Origin of the sequence: Collinsella sp. HCP3S3_E5 (assembly GCF_052067635.1) — a bacterium.
Classification (GTDB): Bacteria; Actinomycetota; Coriobacteriia; order Coriobacteriales; family Coriobacteriaceae; genus Collinsella.
This window is the reverse complement of record NZ_JBQHQF010000008.1, coordinates 65833-86463: the sequence shown is the minus strand read 5'-3', so window position 1 is coordinate 86463 and position 20631 is coordinate 65833. Positions and strand designations below refer to the sequence as shown.

Sequence of the window (20631 nt, the reverse complement as noted above, 5' to 3'; positions counted from 1 at the left end):
GACATGCCGGGGGCGGACCGGGACGGGTTAACGGCAGGCCCCGCCGACCGATTGCAAGCGGTCGGCGGGGCCATTGTGGCTCTTGACAGCGGATTGGGTCATATGAGCGAGCGGGCCGCATTTGAGACAAGGTGACGTGAAACGAAAGGGCGCTGACCTTTTGGTCGCGCCCTTGAAGTTGAACGTCAGATTGTCCAAATGCGGCCCGCGCAGCGTCGAGCCGTTACGGCGTTTGGCAAAACGCCGTAACTATAAGTTTGGTACCTTGACTTTGATTTCTCACGCTCCTAAATTGGTTAGGCACAAAACAATTCCACTACCTAACTAAAGAAAGGAGCAGCACTAATTTATGTGCGATGAACCTCTTAGCCTTTGTTCGCACGAGCCCGGCGGCGACCCGTCACAGCCGGCGGATGTATCCGAAGCGGTTAGCTCGGAAGACAAGCTTGCCAAGCGCATCCTCAATAACCTGGGCTTTTGCGGCCATTACATGCATTTTCATGGCGGAGGCGTGTCCGGCAAGGCGCCCATCATCTGCCTACTGGCCAAGCAGCCCGGCGGCGAGATGTCGCAGCAGGAACTCGGCATGCACTTCGGCCTCAAGCCGGGGTCGCTTTCCGAGATCCTGTCCAAGCTCGAGCTCAACGGCCTCATTGAGCGCAGCCGTAACCCCAAGGATCGACGGCAACTCACCATTCGCCTGACCGAAACCGGCCGGGAAAACGCCCGCATCGACCAGGCGGCCCGCATCCGCTTTAGAGAACGGGCCTTTAGCGCGCTCACCCACGACGAGCGCGAGCAGCTCGCCGAAATGCTCGATAAAATCCGCAAAACCTGGGAGGAACTGGATGATTAAAACCCTCATGGGCAGCATCCGCGACTATATGAAAGTCACCGTTGCCACGCCGTTGCTCGTGCTTGGCGAGGTGCTCTGCGAGATGCTGATTCCATTTATCACCGCCAACCTGATCGACGCCATCAAAGACGGCGCCACCGTAGCCGAGATGCTTCCCACCGCGGGCTTTTTGGTGCTCATCGCGCTGACGTCGCTTGCCTTTGGCGCCGCTGCCGGCGTCACCTGCAGCCATGCGAGCTGCGGGTTCGCCAAGAACCTGCGTCACGACCTGTTCTACAAGATCCAGACGTTCAGCTTTGCCAACATCGATGAGTTCTCGACCTCCTCGCTCGTCACGCGCCTAACCACCGATATCAACAACGTGCAGCAGGCCTTTATGATGATCATCCGTATCGCCGTGCGCGCGCCGCTGGTATTGATCTTCGCCTTTACCATGGCGTTTATCATGGGCGGCAGCGTTGCCATGGTCTACCTGGTTATCATTCCGCTGCTGGGCTTTGGGCTGTTCTTTATCATCTTTAAGGTGCGCCCCATCTTCTCGCGTGTGTTCCACAAGTATGACGCCCTTAACGAGTCCGTCGAGGAAAACGTCACCGGCATGCGCGTGGTCAAGAGCTATGTGCGCGAAGACTTTGAGAAGGAGAAGTTCGCGACCGCCGCACGCGACGTCCAGATGGACTTCACCCGCGCCGAGAAGCTGCTCGCCTTTAACAACCCCATGATGAACATCTGCGTCAATGGCGCGTTTGTCGTCATCATCTACCTGGGCTCCAAGCTCATCATCACGAGCCAGGGCACGCTGTTCGACGTGGGCCAGCTCTCCTCGATCTTTACCTATGGTTTCCAGATCCTTATGAGCCTGATGCAGCTGTCGATGATCTTTGTCATGGTAACTATGGCCGACGAATCGGCGCACCGCATTACCGAGGTGCTGGCCGCCGAGCCCACGATCGCCGATCCCGCCGAGCCCGTGCTCGAGGTGGCCGACGGCTCCATCGACTTTGACCACGTGAGCTTTAAGTATTCCGCGCATGCGAAGCGCCAGGCGCTCGACGATATCGACCTGCACATTAAGAGCGGCGAGACCATCGGCATCATCGGCGGTACCGGCTCGGCCAAGTCCACGCTTGTAAACCTCATCGCCCGCCTGTACGACGCCACCGAAGGCACCGTGCGCGTGGGCGGCGTGGATGTGCGCGACTACGACTTGGACGCCCTGCGCCACCAGGTAGCCATGGTACTGCAGAAAAACGTGCTGTTTAGCGGCACCATCGCCGAGAATCTGCGCTGGGGCGACCCGAACGCCACCGACGAGGAAGTCCGCGAGGCGGCACATCTGGCCTGCGCCGATGAGTTTGTCGACGGCTTCCCCAAGGGCTACGATACCTGGATCGAGCAGGGCGGCTCCAATGTTTCCGGCGGCCAGAAGCAGCGCCTGTGCATTGCGCGCGCCCTGCTGCGTCGCCCCAAGATCTTGATCCTGGACGACTCCACCAGCGCCGTCGACACCAAGACCGATGCCAAGATCCGCGCAGGGCTGGCAAGCTATCTGCCCAACACGACCAAGCTCATCATCGCCCAGCGCATCAGCTCCGTGCAGGACGCAGACCGCATCATCGTCATGGAGGGCGGCCGTATCGCTCAGATCGGCAACCATGAAGAGCTACTCAAGACGAGCGAGATCTACCGCGAGACCTTTACCTCGCAAAACAAGATGTCTGCCGAGGGCGAAGGGGCCGTCGAGGCCGACACCGAGGCATCCGCAACGCAAGCCCAGAACCAGGAAGGAGGCGAGGCACATGAGTAAGGCAACCACCGCCGAGCGCGCGCTCAACCGCAAGAGCGGCACCATGTCGCGCCTCATCAAGACGCTCTTTGGCTTCTACCCCGTGCTTTTGCCCCTCGTCGTCGCCGGCGTGGTGCTCTGCGCCGTCATCAACTCCATCGGCGCGACCTTCCTTCAGAGCGCCCTGCAGATTATTAGCGAATCGTGGCAGTCGGGCGATTGGGAAGCCGCACAGCCCAAGATCGCGCAGCTCGTGACCACCCTCGCCTGCATCTACGGCGTCGGCATCCTGTCCTCGCTGTTCTGGAACCGCACCATGGCCATCATCACGCAGGGCTCGTTGGAAAAGCTGCGCGAGAAGATGTTCAACCGCATGCAGGACCTACCGATCCGATACTTCGACACGCACCAGCGCGGCGACATCATGAGCCACTACACCAACGACATCGACACGCTGCGCCAGATGATCAGCCAGTCGCTGCCCAACCTGCTCATGACGACCATCGTCATCGTCACGGTGTTCTTTATCATGCTGTACTACAGCGTGTGGATGTGTCTGGTGATTATTGCCGGCGTCGCCTTTATGACCTTTATGACCAAGCTGCTCGGCTCCAACTCCGCGCGCTTCTTTATTGCGCAGCAGACCGAGCTCGGCGTGGTCGAGGGCCATATCGAGGAAGTTATGAACGGCCAGAAGGTCGTCAAGGCATTCTGCCACGAGTCTGCCGCCGAGGCCGATTTTGACGAGCGCAACGAAAAGCTCTTCGAGGTATCGCAAAAGGCCAACATGTACGCCAACATCCTCATGCCCATCCTTATGAACCTGGGCAACCTGCTCTACGTGCTGGTCGCGCTGGCGGGCGGCATTTTCCTGGCGCTGGGCGTGCCCAACCTGAGCATCTCGGGCATGACGCTGTCCATCGCCGTCGTGGTGCCGTTCCTCAACATGACCAAGCAGTTCTGCGGACAGATCGGTCAGATCTCGCAGCAGATCAACGCCGTGGTCATGGGTCTCGCCGGCGCCGACCGCATCTTTGAGCTCATCGACGAGAAGCCCGAGACCGACGAAGGCTACGTGACGCTCGTCAACGCGCAGGTGAACCCCGAGACCTGGCAGCTCGAGGAGGCCGACCACCACACCGGCATGTGGGCATGGAAACACCCGCACCGTGCAACCGGCGAGATCGAGTACGTACCGCTGCGCGGCGACCTGGTCATGGACAACGTCGACTTTGGCTACACGCCCGACCACGAGGTGCTGCACGGCGTGTCCGTGTTTGCCAAGCCGGGCCAGAAGGTCGCGTTTGTCGGTGCCACCGGCGCGGGCAAGACGACCATCACCAACCTCATCAACCGCTTCTATGACATCGCCGACGGCAAGATCCGCTACGACGGCATCAACGTCAACAAGATCCGCAAGGCAGATCTGCGCCGCTCGCTGGGCGTGGTGCTGCAGGACGTGAACCTGTTCACCGGCACTGTGATGGACAACATCCGCTACGGCAACCTGGACGCCACCGACGAGGAGTGCATCGCGGCGGCCAAGCTCGCGGGCGCCGACGACTTTATCACCCGCCTGCCCGACGGCTACGACACCATGCTCACCGGCAACGGCGCGCAGCTGTCGCAGGGCCAGCGCCAGCTGATTTCGATCGCACGCGCTGCCGTCGCCGATCCGCCGGCAATGATTCTGGACGAGGCCACGTCGAGCATCGATACCCGCACCGAAGCCATCGTGCAAGCGGGCATGGATAAGCTCATGGAGGGCCGCACGACGTTTGTCATCGCGCACCGCCTGTCCACCGTGCGCAACGCCGACGCAATCATCTGCCTGGATCACGGCCGCATCATCGAGCGTGGCAACCACGACGAGCTGATCGCCAAGCGCGGATATTACTACCAGCTCTATACCGGAGCGTTTGAGCTGGAGTAGCTCAAAACAGCCCCTACGCTCCCAACGGAGCTCCCCGTGGGAGACGGGGTGCTTACTCCGTGCTCAAACATTCTCGCTTCGCTGCGGAACCGCGCGCGGAGCAAACACCCCCGTCTCCCTCGGGGAGCGCCTGCGCACACGGTCTTTTCTCGCAGCCTGAAAAAAGTGGTGAGGCCCTGGCCGTTTGGCCAGGGCCTCGTTTTGTAAGGAGGGACTCCACCGTCTCCCGTCCGCAGTCCCGTAGCTAAAAAAGCCCCGTCCCAAAAAGACTGCTTTGGCAGAGCGTCGGGTGGTATCCTTGGTAGCCCTGTGCTGCAAACGCAGCTTAAACGCAAGGAGTCCCATGGATCTTATCGCCCAGCTTGCCCACGAGCTCAACCTTAAGGTCGCCAACATCGAGGCAACCGTCAAGCTCATCGACGAGGGCAACACCATCCCCTTTATTTCGCGCTACCGCAAGGAAGCCACGGGCGGCATGGACGACGTCGCCCTGCGCGCACTCGACGAGCGCCTGTCCTACCTGCGCAATCTTGAGCAGCGTAAAGAGGACGTCATCCTGCTCATCGACGCCCAGGGCAAACTCACGCCCGAACTCGAGCAGCAGATTCGCGAGGCCACGCAGCTCCAGCGTGTCGAGGACCTCTACAAGCCCTACCGCAAAAAGCGCATGACTCGCGCGCAGAAGGCCCGCGAGGCAGGCCTTGAACCGCTCGCCAACATGATCATCATGCAGGCCTCGGCCAAGGGCAGCGCACTCGACGCCGCCGCGGCATACGTCAACGAGGAGGCCGGCTTCGACACGCCCGAAAAGGCGCTTGCCGGCGCGGCGGACATCGTGGCCGAGACGGTGGCCGAGGACCCCGAGAACGTCGCCGACCTGCGAGCCTTTACGCAGAACACCGCCGACATCGTCGTCGAGGCCACCGACCCCACCGAGAAGACTCCCTACGAGCCGTACTACAGCTATGACGAGCCGCTGCGCCGTATACCCAACCACCGCGTGCTGGCTATCGACCGCGGTGAGCGCGAGGGCAAACTCCGCGTGCGCGTGAACGTCGACGGCACTGCCGCCACGGCACGCCTCGGCAGCCGTTGGCCCCGACGCCAGGGCGTGTTCGCACCCGTCTTTGATGCCGCCATCGCCGACGGTTACAAGCGCCTCATGGCCCCCTCACTGGAGCGCGAGGCCCGCGCCAAGCTCACCGTCCGCGCGCAGACCGAGGCCATCAACGTCTTTGCCAAGAATCTCGAGGGCCTGCTCTCGGCACGCCCCGTACGCGGCGCCCGTGTGCTCGCACTCGATCCGGGCTACCGTACCGGCTGCAAGGTCGCCGTCATGGACGAGACCGGCAAGCTACTCGACTACGGCGTGGTCTACCCCACCAAGCCGCGCCATGACGTCGCCGGCACCAAGCGCGAGCTCGCCCGCCTCGTCAAGAAGGACGGCGTCAACACCATCGTCATCGGCAACGGCACCGCCAGCCGCGAGACCGAGGAAGTCGTCTCGGAGTTCATCGCCGAGCAGGCGCCTGGACTGCGATACACCATCGTCAACGAGGCCGGCGCATCGGTGTACTCCGCCTCCGAGCTCGCCAGTCAGGAATATCCCGACCTGGACGTCACCGTGCGCGGCGCCATGAGCCTGGGCCGTCGCCTGCAAGACCCGCTGGCAGAGCTCGTCAAGATTCCACCCCAGTCCATCGGCGTTGGCCAGTACCAGCACGACCTTGACCAGGCCGAGCTTTCGCGCACCCTGGGCCATGTGGTGGAGAACGTCGTCAACCGCGTGGGCGTCGACGTAAACACTGCAAGTGCGAGCCTGCTGGGATACGTATCGGGCATCACGCCGAGCGTAGCCAAAAACATCGTGGCCTACCGCGAGGAGAACGGCGCCTTTACCGATCGCCGCCAGCTCAAGAAGGTTCCCAAGCTGGGACCCAAGGCATATCTCAACGCCGCGGGCTTCCTGCGCATCAGCGGCGGTAAGAACCCGCTCGATGCGACGAGCGTCCACCCCGAAAGCTACGAGGTGGCCACGGCCGTCCTGGAGCGTGCGGGTGTGGCGGCAAGCGAGCTCAGCCGCGGCGGCGTGCCCGACATCGAGCGGCGCATCGGCAGCATCTCGGCGCTGGCAAGCGACCTGGGCTGCGGCACCCTCACGCTCATCGACATCGTCAACGAGCTCAAGAAGCCCGGCCGAGACTCGCGCGACGACGCGCCCGAGGTGGTCTTTAGCCGCTCAGCACTTTCCATCGACGACCTGGAGCCCGGCATGGAGCTCAAGGGCACGGTGCGCAACGTCGTGGACTTTGGCGCCTTCGTCGACGTGGGTGTGCACCAGGACGGCCTCGTGCATATCTCCAAGCTGGCCAACCGCTTCGTCAAGCACCCCAGCGACGTGGTGCGCGTCGGCGACACGGTCAAGGTGTGGGTCGAAAAGGTCGATCGCAACCGCAAGAAAATCTCGCTCACCATGGTTCAGGGCAAATAGCCGCCAAAGCGGACGTCCCCCTCTTCGCGGCGTGCAAAATTGCGAGTATTCAGCATCTCCCGATAGCCCCGCGGCGCTTCAGAGGGTCATAAAAGCAAAAACGGCCCCCGTTTTGGCGTTTTAGGGCCAAAACGGGGGCCGTTCCGCGCTTCAACCAGCTGGTAAAAGTCTTTACCATGCTGAAAACTCGCGATTTTGCACGTCGCTGCAGGGGGTACCCTTGCTTAGGGCAGAATATGGAAACCCAAAGCGGCGATATCCTTTGCAAAGCCACGGACGGTATCAAGCGAGACCTCGTACGGGTCACGGCCGATGTTCTTGCGCTTGGCCAGGATGCTATTTGGCACCGTGATGATCTGGCAACCGCAGGCCTCGGCCTGGTAAATGTTGATAAGCTCGCGCGTGGACGCCCACAGGACCTCGCAGTTGGGCTTGGCGGCGGCCTTCTTGACCGACTCCGTCATAAACGGAATGGGATCGACGCCGGTGTCGGCGATGCGACCGGCAAAGAGCGAAATGATAGACGGCGTCTCGGCGTCAACGGCATCGATCATCTCGTCGACCTGCGTAGGCGTAAAGATAGTAGTGACGTTGACCTTGATGCCGTCGGCCGAAAGCTTGTGGACCAACTCAGCGGTGGACTCGCCCTTGGTGGTCACGCACGGAATCTTGACGTAGACGTTCTCGGCCCAGGTAGCAATCTCGCGCGCCTCGACCTCCATGGTCTCGACGTCGTCGGCAAAGACCTCAAACGAGACGGACACATCGGTGATGTGGGCCAGAACCTCCTTGGCAAACGCGCGGTAATCCGTCACGCCACCCTTCTTCATAAGGGACGGGTTGGTCGTGAAACCCTGAACGTTGCCGTTCTCGTACATGTCGAGCATGCCCTCGAGGTTTGCACCGTCAGCGAACACCTTGATTGCCATCTGCCTGATTCCTTTCGTTTGCATACAGCCGATAAACTGCTAAACACTTTACCTACGTTTATCAAGGCGTGAACTGCGGTTTTTTATCTTCTCGGCGAACGGTTTTGCAGATTTACCATTTTTATATCGACATTCCAGCGGCAAAACGTTTTTGCCAATCATCGCGGTTGATTCCGTTCGCGGCGCTGAGACAGCGCTTCACCGGCGCGTTTTCACAACCGCTCCAAAACAAAAAGCGGCGACGCCTCATTTGAGACGTCACCGCTTCCGTGTAGGAGCCGGTTATCGGAGCTCCGCCCGATTAGGGCCTAACGTATGCCTAGATTACTCTTCCTCAACGTGATTGATCACAGCACCCTTGGTGTGGATGAAGTTGGGGACGAAGGCGACGACCAAAAGGACAGCGAGAATCGCGTAGACACCGGTGGTACCGAAGGCCTCGGCAGCGCGGCCGAGCGTAATACCAATGACGGAGAAGTCGAAGTCGCCAAACGTAGTGTTCTTGAAGCCAAAGACGTCAAGAACGGGCAGGAGCAGGGCCGGGGCAAAGGTGATGAGCAGGCCGTTGACGAAAGCGCCAAGAGCTGCACCCTTGCGACCGCCCGTGGCATTGCCGTAGATACCGGCGGTAGCACCGCAGAAGAAGTGGGGAACCATGCCCGGGATGATGAAGATGCCCAGGGTAGCGCCCACGATGAACATACCGACCACGCCACCGATAAAGGAAGCGACAAAGCCGAGGATGACGGCGGTGGGAGCATAAGGGAAGAAGACGGCGCAGTCGACGGCGGGGATGGCACCGGGGATCAGCTTGTTGGAGATGCCCTGGAAAGCCGGGACCAGGTCGGCGAGAATCATACGGACGCCGTTGTAGACGATAGTGACACCGACGGCGAAGGACAGGGCACAAGTCAGGGCATAGACGATCACATTGTCGCCGCCAGCGGTCTTGGTAACGACCGCAGGGTCTGCGATGTAAGCGGCAAAAGCGGTAACCAGGTAGAAGAAAGCCATGGTAAGAGCCGTGGAGATGGTGGTGTCGCGCAGGAAGGCAAACTTCTCGGGAACCTCGATCTTCTCGGTGCTGTTCTCCTCGGCGTCCTTAGCAAAAAGCGTACCGACTGCAGCGGAGATGTAATAGGCGAGTGAACCGAAGTGGCCCATGGCGATTTCATCGCCATCGGTAACCTTCTCGGTGAAACGCTGACCAACGGCGGGAAGCATAGCGCTCACGAGGCCCAGGAACATGCCGCCCACGATGACAAGCTGGACATCCTGGAAGCCAGATGCCTGCAGAACGGCAGACAGCAGGCAGGCCATAAACATGCTGTGATGGCCCGTCAGGAAGATGTACTTAAACTTGGTAAAGCGGGCAATGATAATGTTCACGACGTAGCCGAGAATCAGGATCATCATGGTCTGAACGCCAAGGACGCTCTGAGCCATCGAAACGACGACCTCGTTGTTAGGCACGACGCCGGTGATGTGGAAACCGGTCTCGATGAAGGTACCCAGCGGAGCAAGGTTCTCCTGAACAACAGCGGCGCCAGCAGACAGCATGATGTAACCAAGAATGGGCTTCAGGGTTCCCGTCATCACCTTGTGGGCAGGGCGCTTGAGCGCAACAAGGCCCACAAAGGCAAACAGACCCATGATCCACGCTGGCTTGGTCAGAATCGATTGGATAAACTCAAGTATGGGAAGGATGGCTTGCATCTGCGCTTCCTTTCTCTCTAACGTGGGCGCGTTTCCCTCTTCCACAGGGAACCGCCCTTTTTTTTATGCCGCTTTAGGCGTTAGCAGCGGCCGCCTTGATTGCCTCAAGGGCGTCTTCGCGGATCTTCTTCTTGTTCACATAGCTGCGAACGATCACAACGTTGCCGTGGAGCTCGGGGGCGAGCTCCTTAACGGTGATGAACAGATCCGGATTTGCGGAAGAAGCACCGTTCAGGTCCATAGACTCAACGTCGGCCTTGATGCCCTCCTCCTCGCAAAGCTCCTCTACTTTGCCAGCGAGCATCAGGCTAGACCCGATGCCGTTTCCGCATACGGTGATGATATGCATGGCAACCTTCCTCTCCTACACGTGACGGTTTTCCGTCTATCCAAAAGCGGCGACGCATCGCCGTGCCATTAAGGCCTAAAAGAATGAACGCATGGTCTCCAAAACCTGCTCGGGCGTATCGCATGCGCTGAGCTTGGCAACGCAGTCCTCGTCCTCGAACATCTGCGAAAGCTCCGCCAAGCAGCCAAGATGAGCCTTGGGGTCGGGTGCGCAAATACCCACGAGCACGTGAACCGGATCGAAATCCTCATGTCCAAATGCAACGGCAGGGTCAAGCGTGACAATGCAGATGCCGACCTCGCTCACATTGCCATCGGCCTGAGCGTGAGGCATGGCAATGCCCTCTTCCAAGACCATATAGGGACCGAATTTGTGAACCGACGAAATCATGGCGTCAACATAGCTCTGGTCGCATTTGCCGGCGTCAACGAGCAGCTTACCGCATGCCTTGATCGCTTCCTCCCAATCGGAGGCCTCGACGTGGCAGGCAACAAGCTCGGGCTTAAGAAGATCGGTCAGCATGCTCGCCCCCTACTCCTCGGGCAGGATATGGAAACCAAGTGCCTGAATGTCGCGGGCGAAGCCTTTGACCGTATCAAGCGAGTACTCGAGTAAATCTTTTCCGAAATTCTTGCGCTTGGCAAGAAGGGCATTGGGAACCGTAATGATCTGGCAGCCAACGGACTCCGCCTGGAAGATATTGAGGACCTCGCGCGTAGACGCCCAAAGAACCTCGGCAGCAGGCTTGACGGCAGCCTTCTTTACGGACTCCGCCATGAGGGGCAGCGGATCGACGCCGGTATCGGCAATGCGACCGGCAAAGATGGACAGAATAGAGGGGGTCTCGGCAGAGACGGCATCGACAAACTCGTCGACCTGCTCGGGCGTGAAGATGGTAGTGACATTCACCTTGATACCGTCGGCAGAAAGGCGCTTGACCAGCGCGGCGGTGGACTCGCCCTTGGTGTTGAGTGCCGGGATCTTAACGTAGACGTTGTCTGCCCAGGTTGCAATCTCGCGGGCCTCGGCTTCCATACCCGCCTCGTCGTCGGCAAATACCTCAAAAGAGACCGACACATCGGTGATGTGCTCAAGAACCGTCTTGGCAAAAGCGCGGTAGTCAGTCACGCCACCGGCCTTCATAAGGGAAGGATTGGTCGTGAAACCCTGAACGTTACCATTGTCATGCATGTCAAGCATGCCTTCGAGGTTAGCGCCGTCGGCAAACACCTTGATCGCCATGTTCGGTCCTTTCTCATCTAGCACTATTTCCATCGAAAGCCTTCTTCTTTGTTTCAAAAGCTTTTCGGTTTTCTTTTATAAACCATTTCAAAAGCTATCGAAAGCTCAATTGTCATCTTTCCGTGAACGGTCGAATATCGGGTGTGAACGTACTTCTTTTGGGCGGCACCTTCAGAACAAGACCCTCTACACGCTATTTAAGTGCAAACTATCTGCTACGCATGCATTTGGGACATGCCATTCCGTTCATTTGATTCATTCGATTTTGCCTTGTCCTTTTCATATCGATACGTTATATTTCGATTACGAAAGGCGTATCTTTTGCCTTTCGTTCAAAAGGAGCGGCATATGGCATCTACTTCAGACCTTTCACCGGCCGAGCGTCAGCGATTTATTATGAACTGGCTGGCCGAAAAGCCAAATATCTCGGTATCCGACATCGTTCGCCGTTTTTCGGTTTCGGAAGTCACCGCACGACACGACCTCGTCTCGCTGGAATCCGAAGGCAAGCTGCGTCGCGTACGCGGCGGAGCGGTATCGCTTTCTCGCTCCAACGCAATCTCGTATCCCGAGGAGCGTATCAATGTCCAAGTCGAGGCCAAAGAGGCCATCGCCGCAACCGCGGCAACTCTTGTTGATGATGGCGATGTTCTGGTAATTGATATCGGCACCACAGGCTTTTACTTCGCTAAGGCCCTCATGGACAAGCGTGAGATCACCATTATCACCGGCGATCTTGCAATCGCGAACTATGCCAGCTTTAATCTCCCCAATGCTTCGGTAGTGCTGCTGGGCGGCTCCGTGCGCAAGGGCCACCTCTATCTCGCGGGCGCACTAACGCTCGACTGCATGAGCAAACTCCATGCCGACAAGGCGTTTGTCAGTGCCGACGGATTCCACCCCGACCACGGTTTTACCGTCGAGCACGACTTCTCAGCCATGATCAAGCATATGTACCTGACCAACTCAAACCAGAGTTACATGATGGTTGACCAGGGAAAGTTCAACAAGACCAGTTTTTATCAGTCCGCGCAGATCGATGACCTCGATGGCATCATCGTTGATGGAGACGACGAGGGTATCATGACGGCGGCGATCGAGAGCAGTCGCAGCCATCCCAAGCTCTATATTGCAAAATAGCTCAAATGGCCGGGTCGCCCCCCCCCTGCGGGCGACCCGGCCATTTATTCAATCAACCCAAAATGCCGCATCGCTGTGACGGTGCCGTCGTGTGCGACATCGTCGGTCACGTAGTCGGCGACCGCCTTGACCTCGGGCATGGCGTTGCCCATGGCGACAGCCGTCTCGACCGAAGCGAGCATGCCCAGGTCGTTGCCCGAATCGCCGAAGCCAAAGGTGCGCGCATTTCCTTCGCGGCCCAGATACGCCAGCGCTCGCGCCACGCCCACGCCCTTGTCAATACCCTTGGGGCTCAGCTCGCGATTCTGGCCACCGGTGTTGCACAGCTCAAACTCGCAATCGATAAAGCCGTCATCGTTGGCTACGCGAGCCAGGTCGCCCGCGGAGATACACACTTTGCCTACGCGCAAGCGGCCATCGACGCGCATCTGATCAACGCCATGCACCACGCCGGCGCCTAGCAGAAATGACTGTTCGACACCAACTGGCTCAAGTGAATAAGTGGCACCGTTCGTCTCGAACAACGCCTCGCCGCCTGCCACAGTAATGCGACGCGCAAGCTCCTCGATAACGTCTTCGTCAAAGCAGTCCTCGTGTACCACGCGTCCCTCGACTTCGAGCGTGGCACCTGCCATGGCCACGACGCCCGCGGGGTCGAGCGCACGCAGGCTATCGGCGATAAGCCACAGGGGGCGACCCGTGCAGATAAATGCCTTGTGCCCTGCATCGCGCAGTGCACGGAACGCCTCAACCACCGTCTGCGAGGGGCGAACCGCCGAAAAGTCCTTATCGGTCATATCGTCGGGATCGAACGACGTCAGCGTGCCGTCCACGTCAAAAAAGAGCACGGCGGAATCGGGGCACGCATCAATCATATGGGTTCCTTTCGAGGATAAGGGCAAACGAAGCATCCATCATATAATGGAGCGACGCAACCAGAGAGGTCACCCATGGAATTTTACGCAAGCTGCCCCGAGGGCTTTGAGTCCGCACTCGCCGATGAGCTTAAACGCCTCGGGCTTTCGCATGTCCGCCGGCTGAAGGGCCGCGCTACGTTTGAGGGCGAGCTCGAAGAAGGCTACCGCGCCTGTCTGTGGTCGCGCCTGGCGAGCCGCGTGTTCGTGGTTCTTGGGCGCTTTGAGGCGCAGGATGCCGACGAGCTGTACGATAGCGTTTACGACATCGCCTGGGAGAACATCATCCGCCCCGGCGCAACCATCGCCATCACCGCCCGCGGCGTGACCGAGCAGCTGCGCAACACACGCTTCTCTGCCTTGCGCGCCAAGGACGCATTGTGCGACCGCCTGGCCGAGACCACGGGCCGTCGCGCCGATGTCGACGCCGCCGACCCCGATGTTCACCTGCTGCTTTCGCTGCGCCAGCGCCGTGCGAGCATAAGCCTGGACCTTTCGGGCGACCCGCTGTTCAAGCGCCTGCCGCCCGCCGCGACCCGCGCCGGCGAGGGCGCGCACGTGCTGCGCCCCGACTACGCCGCCCTGGTGCTGGCGCAGGTCGGTTGGACCGCGCTGTGCGAGCGCGAGCTGACGGCCGATGATTACGAGAACGAAGCCCTGCCCACGCTGATCGACGCCTCGTGCGCCGGCGGCGGCCTGCTGCTGGAAGCCGTGAACATTCTGACCGACCGCGCCCCGGGCGCTGCACGCGAGCGCTGGGGCTTTGAGGGCTGGCAGCCGCACGACGCCGCCCTATGGGAGCAGCTGCTCGCCGAGGCACGCGAGCGCGAGGCGGCGGCGCGCGAGCGCCAGGCGCGCATCGTCGCCGTGGACATTGACCCCGCTGCCCGCAAGACTGCCGAGCGCATGGTCAAGTGCGCCGGCTACAAGCGTTTTGTCGACTTTTGCGCTGCCAAGCCAGCCACCGTGCTGGACCATGCAGGCGCTGTCGCCGGTGCCGCCGTGGTCGCAGACACCACCGAGACCCCGCTTTCGCTCATGCACGACGCCATGACGCTGGTCGGCGAGCTGCGCCGCGCGCCCGAGCTTGCCGCGGCGCCGGTCGCCGCGCTCACCCGCGATGGATTGCTGGCCCGCTCGCTCCACGCCGAGCCCGAGCGCTCGATCGCCGTCATGCCCAACAACGAGGAGGCGACCGTCGAAGTCTGGCCGTCGCTCGACCACGCCGCCGTAGCGTTTGAGGCTGCGACCGGCGCAGATGCCGAGGCCGAGGTTGCGGATACCAACGAAGTCAACGACAAAGCCGCCAGCACCCCCATGCCCGAACCTGCCGCCACGCTCGACCTGGGCGACGGCAAGCCGCTGCCCGTGCTCATCCCCGAGTCCGAGCAGTTCGCCAACCGCTTGCGCAAGAACGCCCGTCTGCGCCGCAAGTGGGCAAAGCGCGAGGGCGTGAGCTGCTACCGCGTCTACGATGCCGACCTACCCGATTACTCCGCCGCCATCGATCTGTACGAGGGCTGCCCGCAGACGCCGGGCCGCTGGCTCGTCATCGCCGAATACGCCGCGCCCAAGACCATCGATCCCGCGCTTGCCCAGGCCCGCATGCTCGACATTCTGGCCATCGCTCCGCGCATCCTAGATGTTCCCGCCGAGCACGTGCACGCCAAGGCCCGCATGCGTTCGCGCGGCGGCTCGCAGTACGGCAAGCAGGGCGCCGGCAAGGGCGGCTCGGGCGAGCGCGCCAATATCGCACGCCGTCGTCTGCCGCTCATCGAGGAGGGCGGCCTTACCTTTGCCGTCAACTTTGACGACTACCTGGACGTCGGCATCTTCTTGGATCACCGCGTCACCCGCAACCTGGTGCGCGAGCACGCCAAGCAGGCGCGGCGCTTTCTCAATCTGTTCGCCTATACCGGCACCGCTACCTGCTATGCGGCAGACGGCGGCGTCGAGGAAACTGTGACAGTCGACCTCTCCAACACCTACCTGGACTGGGCCGAGCGCAATATGCGCCAGAACGGCTTTGTTGGTCCGCAGCATCATTTTGTGCGCGACGACGTGCTTGCCTGGATTCGCGACCAGCGCCAGACGCGCAACCGCTGGGACCTGATTTTTGTCGATCCGCCCACGTTTTCGAACTCATCAAAGATGGGCCGCCGCACCTGGGACGTCCAGCGCGACCATGTTGAGCTTTTGGCCGGCGTATCGCGCCTGCTCGCACAGGGCGGCCACGCCATCTTTAGCTGCAACCTGCGCGGCTTCCGTCCCGAGACGCGCAAGCTCGCGCGCGCGGGCGTCGTGCTAGAGGACATTACGGCGCAGACCATCCCCGAGGACTTTGCGCGCAACCAGAAGGTGCACCATTGCTATATCGTGCGCCGCCTGCCCATCGAGGACGCCATGGCCGAAGTCGGCTTTAGCGCCGAGGAGATTGCAGAGCGAACCGAAGAGCTGCGCAACCCCGAGGCCCGCAAGCCCCGCGCAACGGCGCCCGCGCACGCGCAGGCCGGAGACCGAGGGTCGCGCGGCGACGGCAAGCCTGCCTGCGCCGGCAAGCCCAAAAAGAAGAAGTTCTACGCCAGCAAGCCCAAGGGCAGATAAACCAAGTTGCGGTGGAATACGGACTGTTTTGCCTGGAATTAGGCAAATTTAGACCGTATTTCACCGCAACTCATATTGGGATGGTGGTTGGCGATCTAGCCTTGGGTGACCAGGCGATAGCCGATACCCACGTGCGTCTGGATATAGCGCGGATGCGCCGGATCGGACTCGATCTTCTTACGCAACGTGCCCATAAAGACACGCAGGCTCGCCAGGTCGCTCTTAGTTGCCGTGCCCCAAATCTCGTGCAGGATAAACTGGTGCGTCAGCACCTTGTCGGCGTTGTGCGCCAGCAGGCACAAGAGCTTGTACTCGATCGGCGTCAGATGCAGCTCCTCGCCATCCATCGTGGCGATGCCGGCATCAAAATCGATATGCAGCTCACCGGTATCGAACGAGCCCTCGGAGGCAACGCCGCCCGTTTGCGCATACGAAAGGCGCCTGAGCGTCGTGCGAATGCGCGCGAGCAGCTCCTCGACCGAAAACGGCTTGGTCAGGTAGTCGTCGGCACCGGCATCGAGTGCGCGAATCTTGTCCGCATCCTCGCTGCGCGCCGAGACCACAATGATCGGCATGCCCGACCATGCGCGCACCGACTCCACTACCTTGACGCCGTCCATATCGGGCAGGCCCAGATCGAGCAGCACAATGCTCGGTGCCTGCGATGAAGCGGCGGCGATGGCGGCATGGGCGGTCTCCACGGCCATATGGCGCAAGCCGTGCGCCTCGAGCGCGGCAACGATAAGGTTGCGGACGGCAGGGTCGTCCTCAACGACCAAGATGAGCGGTTTCATGGCAGAGTTCGACACAGCGTTACTCCTTATCAAACGAAACGTCGGCGGCGGGAAGCCCAATCGTAAAGACCGAGCCGTGCGGGTCCGCCGCGGCAACCTCTATGCTACCGCCATGCGCCAACATAATGGATCGACAGAGCGAAAGTCCCAAGCCCACGCTGCGATGGCTATCAGCCAAGCCATGGTTGACAGTGTAGAACGATTCAAAGATCCGGCCCTGCTCCTCGGGCGCAATACCGGGACCGTCATCGGCGACGGAACATGCCACCTGTCCATCGTTCGCCATAATCGAGATCACGATATGCGAGCCCGACGGCGTATAGGCAATAGCGTTGTTCACCAGGTTCACCACCAGCTGCACCATCAGGCGCGCATCGACGTTGACGAGCGCCGGCTCGTCGCACGGCACCACCTTAAGATCGTGCTCGCGTACGGCCGGATTCACGTGGCGCAGCGCCTCCTCGACGATATCGTCCATGAGCTCGAGCGTGGTCGACAGATGCATGCCGCCGCCCTCGAGCTTTGTGATGGCGAGCAAATTCTCGACGGTGGCGTTGAGCCATTGCGCATCCGAACGAATGGAAAGGAGCATGCTGCGGCGCGTCTGGCTATCGAGCACGGCCGTGCCGGTCGAACCCTGGTCGAGTAGCACGTCGGCATTGCCCGAAATGCTGGTAAGCGGTGTGCGCAGATCGTGCGAGATGGAGCGCAGCAGATTGGCGCGCAGCTGTTCGTTTTTGGCGAGCACCGCCGCCTCCTCGCGGGCCTCCATGGCGCGGGCGCGATCGAGTGCCAGCTCGCCTTCGCTCACGATGGCGTCGGCAAGTGTCCGTTCCTCGTGCGTCAGCACGTCGGGCTCGGCAACGATAGCCAGCACGCCCACCACCGAGGCGGGGTCGCCCGAGCGCACGAAGCTGTCGCCTGCGCAAACCGTCAGGTAGACGCCATAAAACGCCGAGCCGCCATAGGTGGCATCGAGCGGCGTTCCCACATAGGCGGACGCCGAGAGCCGCGGCGGCATCTGGGGCGTCAGCTGGTGCACCGGCGAGGCGTCACCCACGGCCGTGTACGTCGCACGCGGCAGCAAGTCATCATCGTCGGCGTCGGCGCTGTACCACACGACCGGACAGCCCGAAAGACGCGCCAGCTGCGTTGCCATGGCATGCACAATCTGCTGCTGATCGGAACACCGCTGCAGCATGCGGTTGGTCTCGAGCACCATATGCGTGCGACGGTCGCTGGCGGCAGCCTGTGCCAAGGCGCGGCGCAGGGCCAACGCAATCGAGCTCGACACAAGCGAGACCACAAACATGATGAAGAACATGCCGGGATAGACGCGGTCGATAAACGATAGCGAGCAGCGCGGGTCGACAAACAAGAAGTTGTAGAGCGCTACGGCGGCAGCCGAGCTCAGCAAACAATACAGGCGGCTCCAGGTAAAGAATGCGCACAGCTGCACGGCGAACACATAGACGATCATGATGCTCGGCGCGAGACCAGGATGGTCGAGCAGCGCACCCACAATCGTCGCCGCGACCAGCAGCCCCGCCGATACGCAGGCGTCATACAGAGGGCTGCGACGTGTCAGCGTTGTGCGCCGCCACCAAAAGCTATCGGCAATATCGCCGTCCGCACGGACGTCCATCGGCACCCCGCCCCTCTCTTAAAAACAAAAACCACCACAGAGGGGACAGCACCTTTGTGGTGGTTTCCCTTGTGGTGGTTCCAAGTGTATAGCCTTTGCAGTCTGCGGTCGTTAGACAAACAGCACGTGCGCGAGCAGGGCACACACTCTTGTCCATCGAAGGCCAACTCCATGCAACCTGTCGGCGACTACGGGCGCTCGTTGGGGGCCAGGCGCTGCATCTTGTTCACAGCCTTGAACTTGGTGAACAGCGGCACATACTCAAAGCTCACGTTGGAGTTCTCCAGGCCATACCAGCGCGCCGGCGTACCGGCAAAGCGGCGGATGATGTACTTGAGCGTGATGGCCGTGCGCTCGCTCGGCTCCACGTCACTCTCGGGCGCCAGGAGCTTGCGGATCATGACGAACTTAAACGTACCGATGTTGCCCGGATCCTTGTAGACCGAGTAGTCATGCATCTGCGGCGGCAGCTCGCCAGTGGCGGCCAGATCCTGAACAACCTGGCGCAGGTAGGCGTTCACGCGCTGGTTAACCTTGTAGCCCAGGTACAGATGCACGCGGAAAACATAGTCGGTGCCAAACGTCTCGACCGAATAGGCAAAGGTATGCGGTTCATCCATGGTCTCGACGTTCACGAACCACCAGGCGCGGGCGCGCTTGGGATGCTTGTCCAGAATCGAGTAGACGATATCGCGGTCGATGTAGTCGGTATTGGTGTCCTTGGTCAGGTACACGATGTTGTCGCTCATAAGCTCATAGCGATCGTCGTCGCGCAGGCGCTTGAGCTGCGGCAGATAGCTGCGCAGCGGCAGCAGCGTAAACTGACGCCGCTCGACCGCCGTGCCGTTGTACCAGCACAGCATAACGCCCATGATGAGCATGGCCATAAGAATAGTGAAATAGCCACCGTGGAAAAATTTGGTGAGCGAACTCACAAAGAAGAAGCCCTCGAGCATAAGGAAGAACACAACGAAGATATACGGGACGACCTTAAGGCCGCGATCAACATGCAAGTAGAAGAAGAGCAGCAGCGTCGTGCACATCATGGTCAGGGTGATCGCCAAGCCGTAGGCGGCCTCCATGTGCGCCGAGCTCTGGAACAGCAGCACCACGATGACGCAGCCCACAAGCATGACGTTGTTGACCATGGGAATATAGAGCTGGCCCTTGGTCTCGGCAGGATAGAAGACCTGCATGTGCGGCATGAGGTCCAGGCGGCTGGCCTCGGACACCAACGAGAAAGCGCCGGTGATGAGCGCCTGCGAGGCAATGATGGCCGCGACGGTGGAAAGGCCGACGGCAAAGGGACGCAGGCCCGGGGTAAGCATCTGGTAGAAGGGGTTGAGGTCGGCGATACCCATGAGCTCCGGGTTGCCGGCGTTGTTGATAAGCCACGCGCCCTGGCCCATGTAGGACAGCAGCAAGCAGCACTTAACGAACGGCCAGGTTGCGTAGATGTTGCCACGGCCCACGTGGCCCATGTCGGAGTAGAGCGCCTCGGCACCGGTGGTGGCGAGGAAGCAGCTGCCCAGAATCATGATGCCCGCATGGTTGTTGGGGCTCAACAAAAAGGCGATGCCGCGCACCGGGTTGAGGCACAGCAGCACGGCGGGGTGCTGGAAGACAAAGAACAGACCCGTGCCGCCCAGGAACAGGAACCACAGCGTCATGATGGGGCCAAAGGCGTGGCCGATCTTGGCCGTGCCGATGCGCTGCACCAAGAAGAGCGCAATGATGATGGCAAGCGTGATGGCCACGACGCGGGCCTGATCGTCGCCCAGCACGGCATGGACTGCCGGAATGGTGCGCAGGCCTTCGATAGCCGTAGTCACGGTAACGGCAGGCGTGAGGATGCCATCGGCGAGCAGTGCCGCGCCGCCCAGCATGGCGGGGATGATGAGCCATTTGCCGCAGCGCTTAACCAAGCTGTACAGAGCAAAGATGCCACCCTCGCCATGGTTGTCGGCGCGCAGCGAGATGAGCACGTACTTGACGGTCGTCAGCAGCGTGACCGTCCACACGACGAGCGAGAGCGCGCCGAGCACGAACTCCTCCGTGACGCTTCCGATGCCGCCGTTGCCGGCAACGAGCGCCTTGGTTACATACATGGGGCTGGTGCCGATATCGCCATACACCACGCCCAGCGTGACGAGCATCGCCGAGATGCTCACAGGAATCGCAGCGTGCGAGGCTGCCTCCTTGGCCTTTTGTTCCATAAGCCGGTTTCCTCCC

Annotated in this window: 15 protein-coding genes; 6 read left to right on the top strand and 9 right to left on the bottom strand. The window is 60.8% G+C overall.

Annotated features, from left to right (window positions below; translation table 11 throughout):
- Nucleotides 1-349: 349 nt before the first annotated feature.
- From ACTM82_RS04035 to ACTM82_RS04020, 4 genes are all read left to right on the top strand, one after another.
- Entirely contained in the window at nucleotides 350-856 is a 507-nt protein-coding gene (locus ACTM82_RS04035; protein ID WP_154518326.1) for a MarR family winged helix-turn-helix transcriptional regulator, read from the top strand.
- Nucleotides 849-2663 (top strand): ABC transporter ATP-binding protein, encoded by a 1815-nt coding sequence (locus tag ACTM82_RS04030; RefSeq protein WP_441054563.1) that lies wholly within the window; start codon nucleotides 849-851, stop codon nucleotides 2661-2663. The genes ACTM82_RS04035 and ACTM82_RS04030 overlap by 8 nt, the downstream gene beginning before the upstream one ends.
- Nucleotides 2656-4575: an ABC transporter ATP-binding protein gene (locus tag ACTM82_RS04025; protein ID WP_441041425.1), complete on the top strand. Its 1920-nt coding sequence runs from the start codon at nucleotides 2656-2658 to the stop codon at nucleotides 4573-4575. The genes ACTM82_RS04030 and ACTM82_RS04025 overlap by 8 nt, the downstream gene beginning before the upstream one ends.
- A 343-nt stretch (nucleotides 4576-4918) precedes the next feature.
- On the top strand, nucleotides 4919-7066 hold the full coding sequence (locus tag ACTM82_RS04020) for a Tex family protein (RefSeq protein ID WP_441054561.1): 2148 nt from the start codon (nucleotides 4919-4921) through the stop codon (nucleotides 7064-7066).
- Nucleotides 7067-7290: 224 nt separating this feature from the next.
- On the opposite strand, the gene ACTM82_RS04015 is transcribed toward ACTM82_RS04020, so the two are convergent.
- The 5 genes from ACTM82_RS04015 to ACTM82_RS03995 form a co-directional block, all read right to left on the bottom strand.
- Nucleotides 7291-7995, bottom strand: coding sequence for a transaldolase (locus ACTM82_RS04015; protein ID WP_441054559.1), 705 nt, complete (start codon nucleotides 7993-7995; stop codon nucleotides 7291-7293).
- Nucleotides 7996-8319: 324 nt separating this feature from the next.
- Nucleotides 8320-9711, bottom strand: coding sequence for a PTS ascorbate transporter subunit IIC (locus tag ACTM82_RS04010; RefSeq protein ID WP_089573144.1), 1392 nt, complete (start codon nucleotides 9709-9711; stop codon nucleotides 8320-8322).
- A gap of 73 nt (nucleotides 9712-9784) precedes the next feature.
- Nucleotides 9785-10060 (bottom strand): PTS sugar transporter subunit IIB, encoded by a 276-nt coding sequence (locus ACTM82_RS04005; RefSeq protein WP_022094539.1) that lies wholly within the window; start codon nucleotides 10058-10060, stop codon nucleotides 9785-9787.
- Between the two features lie 75 nt (nucleotides 10061-10135).
- Nucleotides 10136-10582, bottom strand: a complete 447-nt coding sequence (locus ACTM82_RS04000) for a PTS sugar transporter subunit IIA (RefSeq protein WP_441054557.1) — start codon at nucleotides 10580-10582, stop codon at nucleotides 10136-10138.
- A 9-nt stretch (nucleotides 10583-10591) separates the two neighbouring features.
- Complete coding sequence (locus ACTM82_RS03995) at nucleotides 10592-11302, bottom strand: transaldolase (RefSeq protein ID WP_117564350.1); 711 nt, start codon at nucleotides 11300-11302, stop codon at nucleotides 10592-10594.
- Nucleotides 11303-11650: 348 nt separating this feature from the next.
- On the opposite strand from ACTM82_RS03995, the gene ACTM82_RS03990 reads away from it, so the two are divergent.
- Entirely contained in the window at nucleotides 11651-12442 is a 792-nt protein-coding gene (locus tag ACTM82_RS03990; protein WP_195838607.1) for a DeoR/GlpR family DNA-binding transcription regulator, read from the top strand.
- 44 nt (nucleotides 12443-12486) lie between these two features.
- On the opposite strand, the gene ACTM82_RS03985 is transcribed toward ACTM82_RS03990, so the two are convergent.
- Nucleotides 12487-13317, bottom strand: a complete 831-nt coding sequence (locus ACTM82_RS03985; RefSeq protein ID WP_441054555.1) for an HAD hydrolase family protein — start codon at nucleotides 13315-13317, stop codon at nucleotides 12487-12489.
- A 75-nt stretch (nucleotides 13318-13392) separates the two neighbouring features.
- On the opposite strand from ACTM82_RS03985, the gene rlmKL reads away from it, so the two are divergent.
- Nucleotides 13393-15960: a bifunctional 23S rRNA (guanine(2069)-N(7))-methyltransferase RlmK/23S rRNA (guanine(2445)-N(2))-methyltransferase RlmL gene (rlmKL, locus tag ACTM82_RS03980; RefSeq protein ID WP_441054553.1), complete on the top strand. Its 2568-nt coding sequence runs from the start codon at nucleotides 13393-13395 to the stop codon at nucleotides 15958-15960.
- 95 nt (nucleotides 15961-16055) lie between these two features.
- Here the strand turns inward: rlmKL and ACTM82_RS03975 are convergent, their stop codons facing one another.
- The 3 genes from ACTM82_RS03975 to ACTM82_RS03965 form a co-directional block, all read right to left on the bottom strand.
- A complete protein-coding gene (locus ACTM82_RS03975) occupies nucleotides 16056-16769 on the bottom strand; it encodes a response regulator (RefSeq protein WP_370450656.1) in 714 nt (237 codons plus the stop codon).
- Between the two features lie 4 nt (nucleotides 16770-16773).
- Nucleotides 16774-18399 (bottom strand): sensor histidine kinase, encoded by a 1626-nt coding sequence (locus ACTM82_RS03970; protein WP_441054551.1) that lies wholly within the window; start codon nucleotides 18397-18399, stop codon nucleotides 16774-16776.
- A 188-nt stretch (nucleotides 18400-18587) separates the two neighbouring features.
- The gene (locus ACTM82_RS03965; RefSeq protein WP_427719648.1) at nucleotides 18588-20615 is read right to left on the bottom strand and encodes a KUP/HAK/KT family potassium transporter; all 2028 of its coding nucleotides are present in this window, start codon (nucleotides 20613-20615) and stop codon (nucleotides 18588-18590) included.
- Nucleotides 20616-20631: the final 16 nt, after the last annotated feature.